We start from the raw sequence: 16,405 nt of genomic DNA, 5'->3' as shown, positions 1-16,405 counted from the left end.
ATGGCACTTCACGTTCTGCATTATTTGCATCAAGACCGCGCCCAGTGGGGCGTGGTCGCTAATGACGCTATCACGCCGATTCCCGGCGAGTTCAGCTCGACCGCTGAGTTTATCGAGGCCAACCCGGTCGAACGGCTGCTGGTACTAACCGGTCCCACGATTCCCGAATCGGAAGTGCAATGGTTGTCGCCCGTGACCGCCAATCAGCAGTTCATCTGCCAGGGCGCGAATTATCGCCAGCATATGATCGAGTCCGGCATGGACCCGGATGTGAAGAAATTCAACATGATCTTCACGAAGGCGACGAGCTGCATCGTTCCGGCCGACTCGCCCGTGGTTAAACCAGACGGGGTGCAGTTCCTCGACTACGAGATCGAACTCGGTCTCGTCCTCAGACGCGACATTTCGTCCCGCGAAACTGTCACCGAGGAGAACCTGCATGAGTACATCGCCGGCGCCGTGATCGTCAATGACTATTCCGCGCGCGATATCCAGATTCCGCAAATGCAGTTCTACAAGGGCAAGAGCTATCGCACGTTTGGCCCTGTCGGCCCTTACCTTTGCCTCCTGGAGAAACAGGATGTTCCGAAGCTGAAGGAGCTCGTGCTGACGCTGACGGTAAACGGAACGGTCCGGCAGAATGACTCCACGGCGGGCCTGGTCTATGGTCCGGCAGAGACCTTGACGGAACTCTCAGGCATACACGACCTGCGCGCCGGGGACCTGCTCGCGACCGGCACGCCTTCCGGCTGCGCACTGAGCATTCCGTCGCCCGAGAAGCAACGCGCCGCGGCGCAGCTGCCTGAAGCGGAGAAATGGCGTCTGTTCCTGAAGATGCAGGAGGAAAGGCCACAGTATCTGCGAGTTGGTGACGTCGTGGAGTCGTATATCGCCAGCTACGATCGCTCGATCAATCTGGGCGTACAGCGTAACGTCGTCGTGGAAGAGGCAGCATGACAGGCGTCGCAAACGTACACGATGTCCTGGCCATTGAAACGAAGGGGCAGCCAGCGGACCTCCCGTCGAGCACCTACGAGATGATCTGTCGGGGCGCGGCCCTCAATCCGTCGGCGCCCGCACTTTCGTTCTTTGCAACGGCCGACGACCACCGGAACGCTGAGTGCTGGACGTATAGCGAACTCGTACGCGATGTCACGCGCACCGCGAACATGTTTGCGCGCCTGGGAGTACAGCGGGACTCGGTTGTCGCATACGTTCTGCCCAACCTCCCAGAAACGCATTTCGTGATCTGGGGTGGGGAAGCCGCCGGGATTGTCTGCGCGATCAATCCGCTGCTTGAGAGTGAAGCCATTGGCGAACTGCTCAACGCCTCAGCGGCGAGTGTGCTCGTAACCCTGGCGCCGTTTCCCGGAATGGACCTTTGGCAGAAGGTGCAAGCCGTGCTGCACAAGCTCCCGTGCCTGGAGCATCTGGTGCTCGTGAATCCGGCCGAGCGCATCCCGGGCAAAAAGGGATTCGCGGACCGGGCGCTTCAACATGGCGAGTGTTCAAAACTGCATGGGCCTGGCGGCGTTCATGGTGCGGTTCCTTCGCATGTTGGTATCCACGAGTTTGGCACTGCCATCGCGGGAGAGTCCGGGGCGGCGCTTAACAGCACACGTCGAACGAGCATCGACGATGTATCGTCCTTCTTCTGCACAGGCGGCACCACGGGACTGCCGAAGATTGCGGTTCGGCGACACGGCAATGAGGTGGCCAATGCGTGGAGCGCAGGTCAATTCTTCGGCGAAAGCATTGGCCCGGGGAAGACGATTTTCTGCGGGTTGCCGCTTTTCCACGTCAACGCCGTGATCGTGACAGGTCTGCTTGCGTTCTCGCGTGGCGCCCACGTCGTGCTCGGCACACCGCAAGGTTATCGGGGCGAAGGCGTTGTCAAGCGCTTCTGGGAAATTGTCGAACATTACCGCATCAACTTCTTCAGCGGTGTCCCGACACTGTACGGATCACTGCTGGACGTTCCGGTTGGCGAGCGCGATATCAGCTCGCTCGAGTACGGGCTGTGCGGCGCCGCCCCCATGCCGGTGGAATTAATTCGCACTTTCCAAAATCGTACAGGAATCAGAATCCTTGAGGGCTACGGCCTCACGGAAGGTACCTGCGTTAGCAGCGTGAACCCACCGCTTGGCGAGCGCAAGGTCGGTTCGATTGGTCTTCGTCTGCCCGGTCAGGCCATGAAAGCAGTGGTCGTCGACGAAACCGGCCGGTATGTACGGGATTGCGTCGCGGATGAGATCGGCCAACTGGTTATTTGCGGCCCAAACGTGTTCGCTGGCTATACCCGGCCGGACCAGAACAGTGGCATCTGGATGGAGGGTGGTGACGGCGGGCGCTGGCTCAATACCGGCGATCTCGGACGCCGTGACCCCGACGGTTACTTCTGGCTCACGGGCCGGAAGAAGGAACTGATTATCCGGGGCGGACACAACATCGACCCCGCGGCAATCGAAGAACCATTGCATCGCCATCCCGCGGTCCAGATCGCGGCAGCCGTAGGCCGTCCCGATATGCACGCGGGCGAGTTGCCGGTTGCCTATGTCCAGCTAAAGCCGGGCACAACGGCAACCGAAGCCGAATTGGCCGAGTTTCTGCGTCACGAGATTAACGAACGCGCCGCGTTGCCAAAGGGGATACGGATCGTGGATGCGATGCCGCTGACGGGCGTCGGCAAGATCTTCAAGCCGGCGCTGAAACGGCGCGAAACGGCAGACGCCCTGGAGTCGGCCCTCGTAGAGGCTGGCGTCGAGGATGCAACCGTTAGCCTCATTGATGACACCTCGCGCGGGATTTCACTTCACGTCGAACTTGGCGATCCCGCGTTCGAAGCATTGGCCACTTCCGCGCTCGGGCGCTTTCCGTTCGCATTTTCGATCTCGGCCGCCGGGAGACAGCCAAAGGCGGAGCAGGCGACGGGGACGGACCCGGCAGAGACAGATGCGCCGGGCAGCCCAACGTGAGACGAGCCACAACATCAAAGGGACGCGTTCGGTCATGCGCCCGGATTAAAGGTTAATCAGGCGTACGCGCCGCAATGCCACGATTTAAATGCCTACTGGTATCTATAAATTAGTATGCCTAATGGTTTGGAGGAGAAAGGATGGGTATTACATCAGAAAGGTCTTTGCGTTCGCAGGTTGAAAAATGGCTCGGACCGACTTCTTCGACGCCGGTTCGGGTTACCCGATTCAGCCGCGCACGTTCGAATCAGAGACCGTGCGTGCGTATCGAGCTACTGCTACCGACAGGCCCGCTTGGATTCTTTTTCTTCCGGCACCGCGACGGTACGTGGTGCGTGTTCCCGCCTGAGACGGGACGCCTGACCATGCACGCTTACTAGATGCAGGGCGATCGGAGTATGTGGAATGTGTAACTGTACGAAAGGAAGAAAAAAACAAATGAGCAGATGCAGTTGCGGTACCAATGATTCATAAAAATTTCTAGACAGAGCGACAGGAGAAGAGACATGAGGAATTACAAACGCGCAGTCAGTTCGGTCGGTATGGCGGCTTGCATCTGCTCGGCTGCGCTTATCGACAATGCCAATGCGCAGTCGGCAGGAAGCATAACGCTGTCGACAGGATGGCTTCACGTTGCGCCACAGGGTGACGCAACGCCACTAACCGTGGAAAGCATTGGCGGCGTGGCGGTGAATCAGCAGCTATCTGGTAGCGGAGCGCATGCCAGCTCGACGGATACGATGGGAATTAACACCGAGTATTACGTCACCGACAATATCGGTGTCGCCACGCTCATTGGACTGCCACTCACAGTGAACCTGGTTGGTGAGGGCACGCTCAGTAAGTATGGAACCCTCGGGTCGACGAGACCGATCCCGCCCGCTATCGTCCTTCGGTACCACCTGTTTGCAGCCCAGTCAAAATTCCGTCCTTTCGTCGGATTAGGTGTGAACTATACGTGGTTCACCCAGGTTCGGACAACTAATAGTCAGTTTGTAACCGATAACCTTGGTCCGGGCGGTTCGGCGCACGCGTCACTCAGTTCATCCTGGAATCCTGTATTTGAGATCGGGGCAAATTATGCGATTACAAAACACTGGTCTGTCGGAACCGCGGTCGGTTACGTTCCGCTAAAGACTCACCTTACCCTGGACGGGACGACCGCAACTGGAACGCACATCGTTTCCAGATCGACGCTGCGAATCAATCCCATTAATGTCTTCCTGAACGTCGCCTATACGTTCTAGCGCGTACAGGTCGTTAATGCGCGAATCGAGAGGTTTGAACGCTCGTGAAGACATGGACGTTATCTTTTGCCACCCGGACCTGGCTGCGATCCGCGACTTCGCGGTCGAGTACGACATGTGGCGATACACGCTGCTGCAATGAAGCCAGGCGTGATCACGCTCGCCCGGGCTGCTCGCACGCCCGGGCAAGCGGTCAGTCATGCCGCCGCTTGCGCAACAACGCTTCTCTTTGGATCGAATAATGAAACGACAGGTCCTCAAGACCATTCTTTTTGCTTTGCCCAAGGTCCTTGACCTGACGGCACGCCGATTTCCCGCCTATCGTGATCGCCTGAAGGAGCGCGATCTTGTGGCCTGGATCGGACTCATGGATGAAAGCATTGGTCGCGTCATCACGTTCAGGAACGGGCGCGTTCGGTCGCGCGCAGGCAGGCATCGCCGGCCCGACGTGCGCATGGCCTTCAAGGATGTGGCCACCGCCCTGAAGTTCCTTTCGCCCAAGCCGGATCAGGGCGAAATCATCCACGCCGCCAAGAACTTCAAGGTGGTCACTGAAGGCGAGGACGAACTCCTGGTTTGGCTATTGCAAACCCTGAGCATGATGCAGACTGTCGGCCTGCCGATGGGCACGCCCATGCGCGATGGTACTCGCCGCTTTACCACCTGCACCAACGGCGGGCCTCTGTTCGTCTACGTCAAGGATGGCCGCGTCGTTCGCGTGACCCCCATCGATCTGGACAGCACGGATGCGCCAAGTTATGTGGTCGAGGCGCGCGGACGCCGCTTCAGTCCGCCACGGCGTGGATTGGTTGCGCCCCACGCCTTGACGCTCAAGTCCCTCGTCTACTCTGACAAGCGCATTCTTCATCCTATGAAGCGGGTGGATTTCGACCCTGACGGCGAACGTAATCCCCAGAACCGGGGCAAGTCTGGCTATGTGCGTATTGGTTGGGACGAGGCCCTGGACATTCTCGCCAAAGAAATCAACCGGCAGAAGCGCGTTCACGGTCCTGGTTCCATTACCTTTCCCCTGTCGTCCCACCACCAGTGGGGCAACGTGGGCTACTACCTCAGCGCGCTGACACGCTTTGCCAACCTGATCGGCTTCACCCGGGTCGCCGCCAACCCGGACAGTTGGGAAGGTTGGTACTGGGGCGCCATGCATCATTTCGGCAACTCGATGCGCATCGGCGTGCCATCCGGCTATGGCGGCGTCGAGGATTGCCTTCAGGAATCGGAAATGATTGTCTTCTGGTCCTGTGATCCCGAAAGTACCAACGGGGCCTATGCGGGATTCGAGGGGACGCCGCGGCGCCTGTGGGCCAAAGAGCTCGGCATCGAGTTCGTTCATATCGATCCGCACTGCAATCCCACCGCCCAGTTGCTGGGCGGGCGCTGGATCCCGGTCCGACCGCAAACCGACGCAGCACTCGCCACTGCGATCATGTATGTGTGGGCCACGGAAGGCTTGTACGACGAAGATTACGTCGCCACTCGCACGACCGGGTTCGAAGAGTGGAGGACCTATCTTCTTGGCGAAACCGACGGTGTTCCCAAGACTCCTGAGTGGCAGGAGAGCGAGACCGGTGTGCCCGCCAAGGACGCCCGGGCGCTTGCACGCCTATGGGGGAACAGGAAGGTCCATCTGGCCGTCGGGATGACTGGCGCGGGATTCGGTGGCGCGGGCCGAGGCGCGACGGGAGCGCAGTGGGCGCGCTGCATGATCATGATGATGGCGATGCAGGGCTGGGGTAAGCCGGGGGTCAATTTCGGCTGCCTGGAAGTCGGTGTTCCCCATGACCTCCATTTCTATTTCCCCGGCTACGCTGACGGCGGCATTTCCGGCGACCTGGCGTGGACCGCCAATGCGGTGAACAATTACCAGCGCATGCCGCACATCCTGACCATGAATCCTGTCAAGCAAATGGTCCCGCGGCAGCAACTGCCCGACGCCATCATCAACGGCCATGCCACGGGCTACCTCTGGGACGGCATCTCGCAGGAAGCCCAGTTCGCGCCGTTCAGCTACCCCATGCCCGGGTATTCGCCGATCCACATGATCTACCGTTACGGCGGGTCCGCCTTCAGCACGGTGACGAATTCCGGACGCTGGGCCGACGCGTACCGGCACTCCAGTATCGAGTTCGTGGTCAACCAGTCGATCTGGATGGAGGGCGAGGCCCAGTTTGCCGACATCATTCTGCCTGCGTGCACTTCGCTGGAGCGCTGGGACATCGGCGAATGGTCGAATTCCGGGGGCTACGCCCATCATGGGTATGGCACGGTCAATCATCGCATGATGACGCTGCAGCACAAGTGCATCGAGCCTTTGGGCGAGTCCCGCTCCGACTACGACATCTTCACCGCCATCCTGACCCGGCTGGGCCTGGGCGGGGTGTTCACCGAGGGATGCAGCGAGCTTGACTGGGTCAAGCGGGTCTTCGACTCGTCGGATCTGCCCGATCACATTTCGTGGCGCGACTTCTGCCGCAAGGGCTATTTTGTCGTGCCACCCGAAAAGCCCGAGTTGCGCCATCCGGTGGACATGCGCTGGTTCGCGGAGGGCCGGCGCAAAGACCTTCAGGAACCACATCCGCTGCCGTCCCAGTTCGCCGAAAAATTTGGCACAGGACTGCAGACGCCGAGCGGCAAGCTGGAGTTCGTGCCGGAGTTGCTGAAGCGGCACACTGCGGACAATCCCGAGCGCCCGGCGCTGAACCGGTATATCCCCTCCTGGGAGGGGCTGGGCTCGGACCTGGCTGAGCGCTATCCGCTGCAATTGATCGCCACTCACAGTCGTTACAGCTTCCATACCCATTGCGACGGCAAGAATTCCTCGGTTAACAGCATCGAGGACCATCGCGCGCTGATCGGCGGGCACCGCTTCTGGCTGCTGAGGCTTGGTCGGGAAGACGCAGCCTTGCGAGGCATTGCCCATCGCGACCTCGTGAAGGTTTACAACGATCGGGGCGCGGTGATCTGCGCGGCCGACGTCTCGCCGCTGGTCAACGCGGGAGTGGTCAAGTCGTACGAGGCGAGCGCCGAATTTCAGCTGATTGAAATCGACGGCGAGCGTGTCGAGATCGGCGGCTGCATGAATATGCTGACCCCCGACCGGCCTCAAACTGCCGGCACGAGCAGCATGAGCCCCAACTCCTGCCTCGTACAGGTCGAGAAATGGCGAGACGCCGAGGCGTTCGTGCTCGGATATACAGCATGAGGACTACAGAATGAGCAAGTGGAATCTGGTTATCAAGGTCGGGCGTTGCGAGAACTGCCAGAACTGCGTCATTGCCGCGCGCGACGAGCACGTCGGCAACGACTTCCCCGGTTATGCCGCGCCCGCCGCGGCCAACGCCGACAGCCCCGTGCGCATCCTGCGCCGTGTTCAGGGCGACTCGCATATGGTCGAGACCACGTATCTGCCGGTCATGTGCAATCACTGCGACGACGCGCCGTGCATGAAGGTGGGCGGCAGCGCCGTTCGCAAGCGCGCCGACGGCATCGTCATCATCGATCCGGACAAGGCGCGGGGTCGGAAGGACATCGTGAAGTCCTGCCCGTACAAGGCGATCGTCTGGAATGAAGAGCTGCAGCTGCCGCAGACCTGGATCTTCGATGCCCATCTGCTCGATCAGGGTTGGCCCCAGCCGCGTTGCCAGCAGTCGTGTCCCACCGACGTCTTCGAAACGGTCAAGCTGGATGACACAGCGATGGCCGAGAAGGCCCGGCGCGAGGGGCTCAAGATATTGCGGCCAAACCTGGGCACGAAGCCGCGCGTGTGGTACAGCGGCCTCGAGCGTTGGGAAACCTGCTTCATTGGCGGAAGCGTCAGCGCTCGGATGGGAGATGTGGTCGAGTGCGTCACGGATGCGGCGGTGGACCTGTACGTCGGCAACGAGAAGCTGGCCGAAACTGCCTCGGACGGCTTCGGCGATTTCCGGTTCGGTGGCCTCGCCAAGGAGAGCGGCATCTACCGGGTCGAAATCCGTCATGCCCTCGGCAACGCCTGGCGCAAATGCGAGCTCGACGAAAGCGTTTACCTGGGCGAGATCAGGCTTGTCCAATCTACGAACGGCGTCGGGGTCGCGTGATCATGAGCACCGCAACAAAACTGCTTTGCCTGGGACCGGCGGACCCGGTCCAACTGGAGACACGAAAGACCGCGATGCCCCGACCGGGAAAAGGCGAGGTTCTGGTCCGGGTCGACGCGACATCGGTCAATCCCATCGACGTCAAGCATGCCAAGGCGTAAGGCCGGCGACCTCCTGGGCCTCAAAGGGGCAAAAAAGTTTCGTCTGGTCCCCGGCAACGATTTTGCCGGAGAGATCGTTTCCGTGGGCGCCGGTGTCAGCTCGTCGCGACCGGGAGACAGGGTCATGAGGCTGGTGCACCGGTAAGAAAGGCGGTGCGCATGTCACGCACCTGACCATATGGCGAAGCGTTCTTTTCGCATGGGGCGATGACATGCCGCGTTCGTCCGAGGTCCGGGCAACGCGAAGTGCTGTCGGATCAGGCGGGAGCATGAGAGAAACGCCCGTGCGCGACGCGCATCGCGGAAGCGACATATCTGTTGTTCGCGCCTGCGGGTCGGTGCGTGACCATTCTCGGCGAGGTTGTTCACACGTGCAGCCGCTTTGACGAAAATGTGCTTTACCTGAGGGAGTTCGGGAATATCAGCCTTCGGCGCCGGATTACTGTGCAACCGCTCGGTCACGCGCCTGCGCGACACCGTGCCAGAACGCAGCGCACGCCGGAAGAACGATTCCGCCTTTTGCCTCCACTCAGTATAGATTTTATCGTCCTGATTGACTTTAACATCAATAGTGAGTTTAATGTCAGTTATTGGCGTAATGGTATCACAATTGAGGGCGGTGTCATGGACGGAGCGACGTGGCTGGCGACAGTCGGGAAGTTGCCGGGAACATCATGCAGGTTCCGAAAAAGCGTGCACGGGGCGTGCTCGAGTCGTGTGAGAAACGATTGTGCAGAATCCCCGATACTGCGGTGAATCGCAGCCATGAGGTCAAGCCGTTCGTAGCGTCATTCACTATCTGGAGGATTTGGCATGAGGCGTTTGAACTCGCGCGGGGGTCCCTCCGTCTCCGGGGCACTCGCCTTGCGCCCGCTGTGGGGGCCTCGCTCGACTTACCTCGGAGCGCTGGCCGACGCGACCTCCAGCGGGCGCGAGGTGAGTTCGTGTGCGTCGTCGACCGACGGCATTTTTACGCCTTCGAATACCGTGGCAGAAGGCCGGACCGCATCAAATTCAGCAGGCCGATAGAGCTCGCCGAGGCAACTTGATGAATGCAACGCTCCTATCAGCAATGGCGGCACTGTTCGGCGCATCGATCGCTGGCCTGACGTCCGTTGTCACGCAACGAACGCAGGCGAAGGCACAGTGGATTGCGCACGATCGCATCCGCCGGCAGGACCTCTATAAGGAGTTCATCGAGGAGGCGTCGCATTGCTATGTCCACGCGCTTCAGCACGATGAGCCGGACCTTGCTGCTCTTGTCGGTCTGTTCGCGAAGATAAGCCGCATGCGCGTCCAATCCTCGACAGAGGTTGCGAACGAAGCCGATCAGGTTGGACGAAGGATTGTGGATGCCTATCAAGCCCCGGAAAAGACGTTCCTTCAACTGCGCGAAATGCTCGCAGACGGTTCGATCGACGTCCTCGGCCGATTCAGCGACGTTTGCCGCGCCGAATTCGATTCGCTGCGGGCGCAGCAATTCTGAGTGAAGAATCAATCCATGGTCTGTGCGATGCGTCGGGGGCGGTGCCTGACATTGCCAAATCCCTGTCGAGAGAATCATTGCGAAACCCGTCATCTGACACGCGCGGACATGTGATGACGCCGCAGATGGCGATCTGACCGGTACCTTATGCCATGAAACGGGAACGCCTGACACACGGACAGCGCAGGGAGCAGACGCGAGAGCGCCTGCTTGAGGCTGCGCGGAAGATGTTCGTCAAAAAGGGATTGGCCGCTACAAGCGTGGAGGACATCGCCGAGGCGGCCGGCTACACCCGCGGCGCGTTCTACTCGAACTTCGGCGGTAAGCCGGAGCTGCTGCTTGAGTTGCTGCGCCGGGACCACGATAGCGCGCAGGTCAATCTGCGGGCGATCATGGAAGATGGCGGCACGCCCGCGGAAATGAAGGCGCGCGCCATCGCGTACTACAGCCGGTATTTTCGTGATCGAGACTGCTTTCTGCTTTGGGTCGAAGCCAACCTACTCGCGTATCGGGACGCCGCGTTTCAGGAGCGTTTTAACGCGTTCCGGCACGAAAAGCTCGACCAGATCAGCGCGTGCATCCGCACGGTGTCGGAGCGCGATGGCCGGCCATTGCCCCTGCAGGCGGACGCGCTCGCGCTCGGCCTGATGAGCCTGCGCGATGGTGTGCAGTTTTCCAGAATGTGCGATCCGCAGACGGCGAGCGACAAGGTGATGCAGACCGTGCTTGCCGGATTTTTTTCGTGCGTATTGTGGCGGCAACCGGAAGAAATACAGCACGCCGACCATCGCGCGGGCGCGCCCGGTCGCGGACGTCGGACGCCCACCGCGGGCGCCGACAACATCCGTGACCAGGGTCCAGCACAATGAAATTGGAGACAACTGCCTCGGCAACGCGCTGTACCCCGCTCAGCCTGTCGGTCGTTGGAATTCGGTGCCGTTACAGAACCCCTTCGGTCTCCTACGGTCGACGCGGGTAGTTGTGCATGTCAAGCTGTCAAAGGAGATAACCATGTTTTACGACCACACGAATCCCCAAAATATCAATCGCCGAGGCGGTACGAATGATCGAAGCGACGCAGGTTCGGCGTCGAACCATGTCGTCGAGGTGATCAATCCCACTTCGGCAAGGAGCTGGGCTTGGGCGCACCACAGCGACTCATACGACTGGATGGACTGGCACAGTCCGTTTCCTGCGACGGGTCCATTGGAGTGAACGCGGCATGGCGGCGCTACGCTATCGCTGGGGCGAAGCAACCGCCGGGGATGTTTCGCTCGCCACAGATTGCCGAGTTAATCGAGCAGCGCGGCCCATGGCAGCCCTCACTGTTCGACGAGCGCCGGTTGATCGCACTCGACAGCGCGCGCTATCCAGGCGAGCGGCTGGTGGTCTGCCGCAACCCGGCGTTGGCCGAGGGGCGCGTCAGAAAGCGCGCCGAGCTGCTGGCGGCGACCCAGGTGGAACTGGCCGGGGTCGCGCAGGCCACTGCGCGAACGTGTTTTTATGCATGCTGGCCTACTACGTCGAGTGGCATCTACGCGAAGCGCTCAAGCCCCTGCTTCATGACGATGAGGACCTGGCGACGCGGCGTGATCAGCGCGCGCCAATCCGGTGATGTCGACGCCGCGCCCCGCGGGAGCCAACGCCAAAGCCGCGCGCCACCGTACCGACGATGCGCTACCCGTGCATAGCCTGCACAATCTATCTTATTAGCAAGGACGTTCCTTGCCAGCCAGGAGAAAACATGAAGCTACTACACATCGATTCGAGCCCGCTCGGCTCCGCCTCCGTTTCGCGTCAACTCAGCCGCAAGACCGTCGCAGAATGGACGGCCAGCCACCCCGCGACCACCGTGGAATACCTGGACTTGGCTCTGAACGCCCCCTCGCACCTGGACATGGACTCGCTGGGCGTTAAGCTTGGCATCGATGCAACGCAGCTCACGCCGGCCCAGAAACGGGAAAACGCACTTTCCGAACAACTCGTGAGCCAATTTCTCGACGCTGATGTCGTTGTGATCGGTGCGCCTATGTACAACTTCACCATCCCGACCCAGCTCAAGGCTTGGATCGACCGCATCGCGCAAGCTGGCCGCACCTTCCGGTACACAGCAAACGGGCCCGAAGGGCTGGCCAAGGGCAAAACATTGATCGTGGTATCCACCCGCGGCGGTATGTATGCCGGCCTGCCTGTCGAAGTGATGGACCACCAGGAGTGCTACCTGAAGACGGTATTTGGTTTCGTAGGCGTTACCGATATACGCTTCGTGCGCGCCGAGGGGCTGTCCATGGGCGAGCAGGGCAAGACAAAGGCGCTCGCTGCGGCCGAAGTAGACATCCGCGCGCGGACGGGTCAGTCCGCCAACGACCCAACCGCAGCAGTCGTAGCCTAAGACTGTACCGAGGCACGTAAAACAGCAGTATCGAAGAGTAACACTTGTCCTTCGCCACTACCCGCGTACGGCGCGACATGGCCCGCATCGATCATCCGGAGATCCGGGTCGGCATGCGAGGCCGTCACGCTGCTGGTGCCGAGCCTACCTGAAACGCACCACGCCCTGCTCGACGCGCAGGCTGCCGGGATCGTGAGTCCCTCAATCCGATGCTCGACGTCGAATACAACGGGAGCATCGTCGAGGAAGCCGCCCCCGAGGCGCTGGTTGCATTCGCGCCGGCGCCCGAGAGCGACCTTGGGAAAGGCCATGGAAGTGGTCGACCGCTGCCCCCGGATGGGAGCGTTAAAAACCTTGGGGTTTCAGCGCGGGGCGCCTGGGATTCCGGCAGCCATGGCCGCCGGAGGTTGGGATGAAAATCACCATTCGCGTTGAGATCACCACCGATTGGGATGAAACAGATACGTTCGAAATCTGTCAGCTCGAACGTCCCTATCGCCGACTTGAACCGGAGAAGATCGGCCTGTCGCTGGCCGAAGGGAAAGATGTGCTGCACAGGCTTCAGAGGATTGTGGTGGCAGCGCAAGCTGAAGAGGTCTGCATGCTGCGACGCTTCTGTACCCGCTGTCATCGTTTCCTCGAGCTCAAGGACCGGCGGATTCGCAAGGTGGATACGGTCTTTGGCACCGTGCCCTTTCGCAGTGCCCGGATCGTTTGCTGTCCGTGCGAGACGCCCTTCCAGATGGAGTATCCGTATAGGCCGATGACTGAATTCGTCCCGGAGCGGGCGACCACCGAGCTGCTGTCGCCTGAAGCCAGGCTCTCGGCACAGATGCCGTATCGCCAGCTAGTCGCCATGATGCGTGAGTTCCTGCCTGTGCGGGAGACATTGAACCACGTGACCGTGCGGAACAGGGCGCTACGGGCGGGCGCGCGCGTCGAGGCTGTTCAGCCGGCTGCATGTCGCGTCACGAAGGAGGATACGGAGTGGACGCTGACCATCGACGGAGGATTCGTTCGGGGGCGCCGTAAATCAGAATGTTCGAGCTTTGAGGTTCTAACGGGGCGCCTGAGCGCCAGAGACCAGACTTCGCGCGTATTCGCGTTCGTGAGAAACCGGCTGCCGGATATTGTGGAGCGGCTCACCACCCTTGTAAAAGTCACATCCGGAAGCGATCAACCAAAATTGTCGGCCATCACCGATGGTGCCAATGGCCTGCAGTCGATCGCTTGTCAATTGCCGTTTTCTTCTACACCTGTCCTGGACTGGTTCCACATATCAATGAGGGTGAGGTATCTGGAGCAGATCATCAAGGGCATGTGTGCGCGGACGGAAACGGAAAATCGCCCTGCCGGTGTTGAAACTGCAGCTGCACAAAGGTGGAATCACGTCGTGGTGCAATGCCGTGCGCTGTCACCGACGCGAAGGCGTCGAAGGACATGTGTTGGCGACTATACGGATCCAGCCGCCGCTTCTCACATTGTCGTCATTTCACCAGCCGCAACTCACTGAGCGACCCCGAAATCGTACTGAAGATATTTTGCAGTTGCGAAGGATCCGGCGAATCGAATGCGTTCTCGGGCGAGCTGGCACAATGGGTCATCACTTTCGCGGCGTTCGGATCGTTGGTATCGGTACCTCCATAGCGGATCGTGTAGATGATGATGCCGTCCTTTTTCATCGCGGTGCACAGCGCGGTCTGCATGTTGTCCAGATCGACCGGGCTGCCCATATAGTTCTTCACCGTACCTGAATCGGTCGTGCCATACGGTGGTATATCCTTGCGGTTGATACCGCTCATGCCGTTGTAGTGAATCGCATCCGGATAGTCGGCGACGTCCGACGGATCCCAGGCGGTGATGACTTCGTTGCCGCCGTCGCTTAGCAGCACGACGACGCGCGTCAGATACGGATTGCTCGCCGGATCTTGCGGCAGCGTCGCGTGACCCCAGCCGGCCGAGCCTTTCCATAGCGGCGATAGCATCCGCCAGCCCCACAGCAATCCCTCGGGAATCACGGTCGAATATTTCGGCGGCTTCAGCGCGTTGAGCGCGTTGTTCAGCGTGGTCGTGTTCGACGTGAGGAAAGTCGCCGGATGCGATACGCAGCCCCAGTTATAAATCTTGCCTTCGTACTTGTAGTAATAAGGCTTGAATGGATGCGTCGCGGGATTGGTCGGCGTGAGCAGCAAATTGCCGCTCGACGCGCGTGGCTCGATCGTGCAGCCGCCCCAGTTCGACCAGCTAAAACCCGTACCGGCCCAGTCGGCGGGCGCCGTGCTCGACATCCATTTGCGGGTCGTCGCGGTATTGCCCACGTTGACGGTGGTGGCGAACGGCACGATGCCCATGTATGAATTCGAACTCGCGCTGGTCGAGTTGAACATCTCCTTGACGAGTGCCTTCGACGAAGCGATCAATGCCGTAATCTTGCCGTCTTCGATCATCGAGCCTGTGTTGTCGAGCACCAGCGCGACTTCGAGATTGCTGCGCGTCGTGCGCACCGTCTGATTCGAGCCGGGGATCAGGATCGAACCGAGTTTCAGGAGCCCCGCGCTCACGAGCGGCAACTTCAATTGCGCGGACATGGTCACGTACTGGCCCGTCGACGGCGCGCCCGTCAGCGCGACGGTGAAGCTCTTCGGATCGAACGAGCTGCCGAGATAGTTGGCCGGCATATTGGCGGTGAAATAGGCAAGCGCGTCGCTTTTCCATTGCGCGATGTCCGCGCTCGTCGCATTGGCCGACAGCAGCCGCAATTCGCCGCCCGCGCCGATCGCGGCGGCATCGAGCGAATATTGCAGCCGCGATTGGGCGAGATGAAAGCGCACCGTGTCGATGCCGCCGAGCAGCGCCATCAGCATCAGCACGATCGACACGGCGAACATCGGCGTCACGGCGCCACGGGTATCGCGAAACGGATTCATGGCACGAGCACCAGTTCCTTGCCGAAGCGCACGCGATAGAACGCGGGCTCATACAGCGTGAGATTGCCGGGCGCGGTCCGCCATAACGTCCCGGTCAGCGCGAACGGTTTGTAGGTGTAAAACACTTCGACCGCAACCACGCAGTCGGACGACTTGAACGGATAACCCGCCGGCAGCAGTCCCGCGCCGAGTAGAGACGTGGCGCCTGGCGACCACGGACTTTTGCGTTGCCACGAAAGATGCGGTTTGCCGTTGCCGGCATCGTCGATGACGGTGACGATCACCGCGCCGCTCGACGACAGCGCGATCGGGTTGGCCATCGCGATTGCTGCGTTCCAGTACGCGCCGAGGTTGGCCGCATTGGAGGCGTCCGTGTTATCGATCAGCTGGGTCTGCTGGCCGAGACTGTCGGCGAGCGTAAACGCGGTGCGCGTGACGAGCGCTGACGCGCGAAAGTAGCCGTACAGTTCGACGAACCCGAGCAGCATGATCAGGATGATCGGCAGCAGCACCGCGATCTCGATTGCCGCGATCCCGCGCGTGTCGGTGGAGGCGCGGGTTGCGAGCCGTTTTTTTAGCGGTGCTGACGCGCGCATGAGGAGTGGACTTTTCACGGTTCGTTCTGAATCAGGATGCTGCGGGTGAACGTCAGTTGGGTCACGCCGGCCAGGCCGAGAATGCCGGTGAAGGTCGGCCGCGTGAATGACACGTTGTAAAGCACGATGTCGCCGAGCCCGCCCATGCCGTTGGCAGTTTTGGCGCCGCTTGCATACGACGGATACGTGGTCGTCGTGATGATGATCTGTTGCGGCGATTTGACCCACGCGAACAGGTCGTTGTCGATCAGTTTGGTGACCGCCTCGTCGCGCGTTTCGCCGGTCGGCACCATGGTGGTTTCGCCGTAGCGCGACGCCTGGCGCACGGCGATTTCCAGCGACGCGTCGGCCATCAGGATCAGCCCCATTTCGAGGGTGCCGATCAGCAGGAACAACACGATCGGCAACGCAATGACGAATTCCAGCGTCGTCAGGCCGCGCTGCCGCGACGGTGTGCGCATGACACGTGACGGCGCGGGCGGGGTGGGTGAAGCCGCGCGCATCGTCACGCGTGGTTGCGGGCGCGC

12 protein-coding genes and 3 pseudogenes are annotated in these 16,405 nt (G+C 60.6%); 12 read left to right on the top strand and 3 right to left on the bottom strand.

Features of this window, described 5'->3' with window-relative positions; translation table 11 throughout:
* The 12 genes and pseudogenes from PQR42_RS09175 to PQR42_RS09120 all read left to right on the top strand — a co-directional run.
* Positions 1–957, top strand: a complete 957-nt coding sequence (locus PQR42_RS09175) for a fumarylacetoacetate hydrolase family protein (RefSeq protein ID WP_408386197.1) — start codon at positions 1–3, stop codon at positions 955–957.
* Positions 954–2,975: an acyl-CoA synthetase gene (locus PQR42_RS09170; protein ID WP_408386199.1), complete on the top strand. Its 2,022-nt coding sequence runs from the start codon at positions 954–956 to the stop codon at positions 2,973–2,975. Before PQR42_RS09175 ends, PQR42_RS09170 begins: the two co-directional genes overlap by 4 nt.
* 506 nt (positions 2,976–3,481) lie before the next feature.
* Positions 3,482–4,222 (top strand): OmpW/AlkL family protein, encoded by a 741-nt coding sequence (locus PQR42_RS09165; protein WP_408386201.1) that lies wholly within the window; start codon positions 3,482–3,484, stop codon positions 4,220–4,222.
* A 241-nt stretch (positions 4,223–4,463) separates the two neighbouring features.
* Complete coding sequence (locus PQR42_RS09160) at positions 4,464–7,442, top strand: molybdopterin-dependent oxidoreductase (protein ID WP_408213069.1); 2,979 nt, start codon at positions 4,464–4,466, stop codon at positions 7,440–7,442.
* 10 nt (positions 7,443–7,452) lie between these two features.
* Positions 7,453–8,316, top strand: coding sequence for a 4Fe-4S dicluster domain-containing protein (locus tag PQR42_RS09155; protein WP_408213066.1), 864 nt, complete (start codon positions 7,453–7,455; stop codon positions 8,314–8,316).
* 2 nt (positions 8,317–8,318) lie between these two features.
* Positions 8,319–8,477 carry a hypothetical protein gene (locus tag PQR42_RS09150; RefSeq protein ID WP_408386423.1) on the top strand — a complete coding sequence of 53 codons (159 nt, stop codon included), beginning with the start codon at positions 8,319–8,321 and terminating at the stop codon, positions 8,475–8,477.
* Complete coding sequence (locus PQR42_RS09145) at positions 8,464–8,622, top strand: alcohol dehydrogenase catalytic domain-containing protein (protein ID WP_408386203.1); 159 nt, start codon at positions 8,464–8,466, stop codon at positions 8,620–8,622. The genes PQR42_RS09150 and PQR42_RS09145 overlap by 14 nt, the downstream gene beginning before the upstream one ends.
* Positions 8,623–9,549: 927 nt before the next feature.
* Positions 9,550–9,963, top strand: a complete 414-nt coding sequence (locus PQR42_RS09140) for a hypothetical protein (RefSeq protein WP_408386205.1) — start codon at positions 9,550–9,552, stop codon at positions 9,961–9,963.
* 152 nt (positions 9,964–10,115) lie between these two features.
* A pseudogene (locus PQR42_RS09135) lies at positions 10,116–10,718 on the top strand (TetR/AcrR family transcriptional regulator); the annotation flags it as partial.
* Positions 10,719–11,234: 516 nt separating this feature from the next.
* A pseudogene (locus tag PQR42_RS09130) lies at positions 11,235–11,456 on the top strand (IS1634 family transposase); the annotation flags it as partial.
* 251 nt (positions 11,457–11,707) lie between these two features.
* A complete protein-coding gene (locus tag PQR42_RS09125) occupies positions 11,708–12,355 on the top strand; it encodes an FMN-dependent NADH-azoreductase (RefSeq protein ID WP_408386209.1) in 648 nt (215 codons plus the stop codon).
* Between the two features lie 412 nt (positions 12,356–12,767).
* A pseudogene (locus PQR42_RS09120) lies at positions 12,768–13,697 on the top strand (ISKra4-like element ISBte2 family transposase); the annotation flags it as partial.
* Between the two features lie 145 nt (positions 13,698–13,842).
* On the opposite strand, the gene PQR42_RS09115 reads toward PQR42_RS09120, so the two are convergent.
* Genes PQR42_RS09115 through PQR42_RS09105 form a run of 3 tightly spaced genes read right to left on the bottom strand, consistent with a single transcriptional unit; the run spans position 13,843 to position 16,339 of the window.
* A complete protein-coding gene (locus PQR42_RS09115; RefSeq protein WP_408213058.1) occupies positions 13,843–15,282 on the bottom strand; it encodes a TadE/TadG family type IV pilus assembly protein in 1,440 nt (479 codons plus the stop codon).
* A complete protein-coding gene (locus PQR42_RS09110) occupies positions 15,279–15,896 on the bottom strand; it encodes a hypothetical protein (protein WP_408493621.1) in 618 nt (205 codons plus the stop codon). Before PQR42_RS09110 ends, PQR42_RS09115 begins: the two co-directional genes overlap by 4 nt.
* Positions 15,893–16,339 (bottom strand): TadE/TadG family type IV pilus assembly protein, encoded by a 447-nt coding sequence (locus PQR42_RS09105; RefSeq protein WP_408213052.1) that lies wholly within the window; start codon positions 16,337–16,339, stop codon positions 15,893–15,895. Before PQR42_RS09105 ends, PQR42_RS09110 begins: the two co-directional genes overlap by 4 nt.
* Positions 16,340–16,405 lie beyond the last annotated feature (66 nt).

It is taken from the genome of Paraburkholderia sediminicola, assembly GCF_046027355.1.
Lineage (GTDB): Bacteria > Pseudomonadota > Gammaproteobacteria > Burkholderiales > Burkholderiaceae > Paraburkholderia > Paraburkholderia sediminicola_B.
The sequence above is the reverse complement of the archived record's forward strand: the minus strand, read 5'-3'. Positions and strand labels throughout refer to the sequence as shown.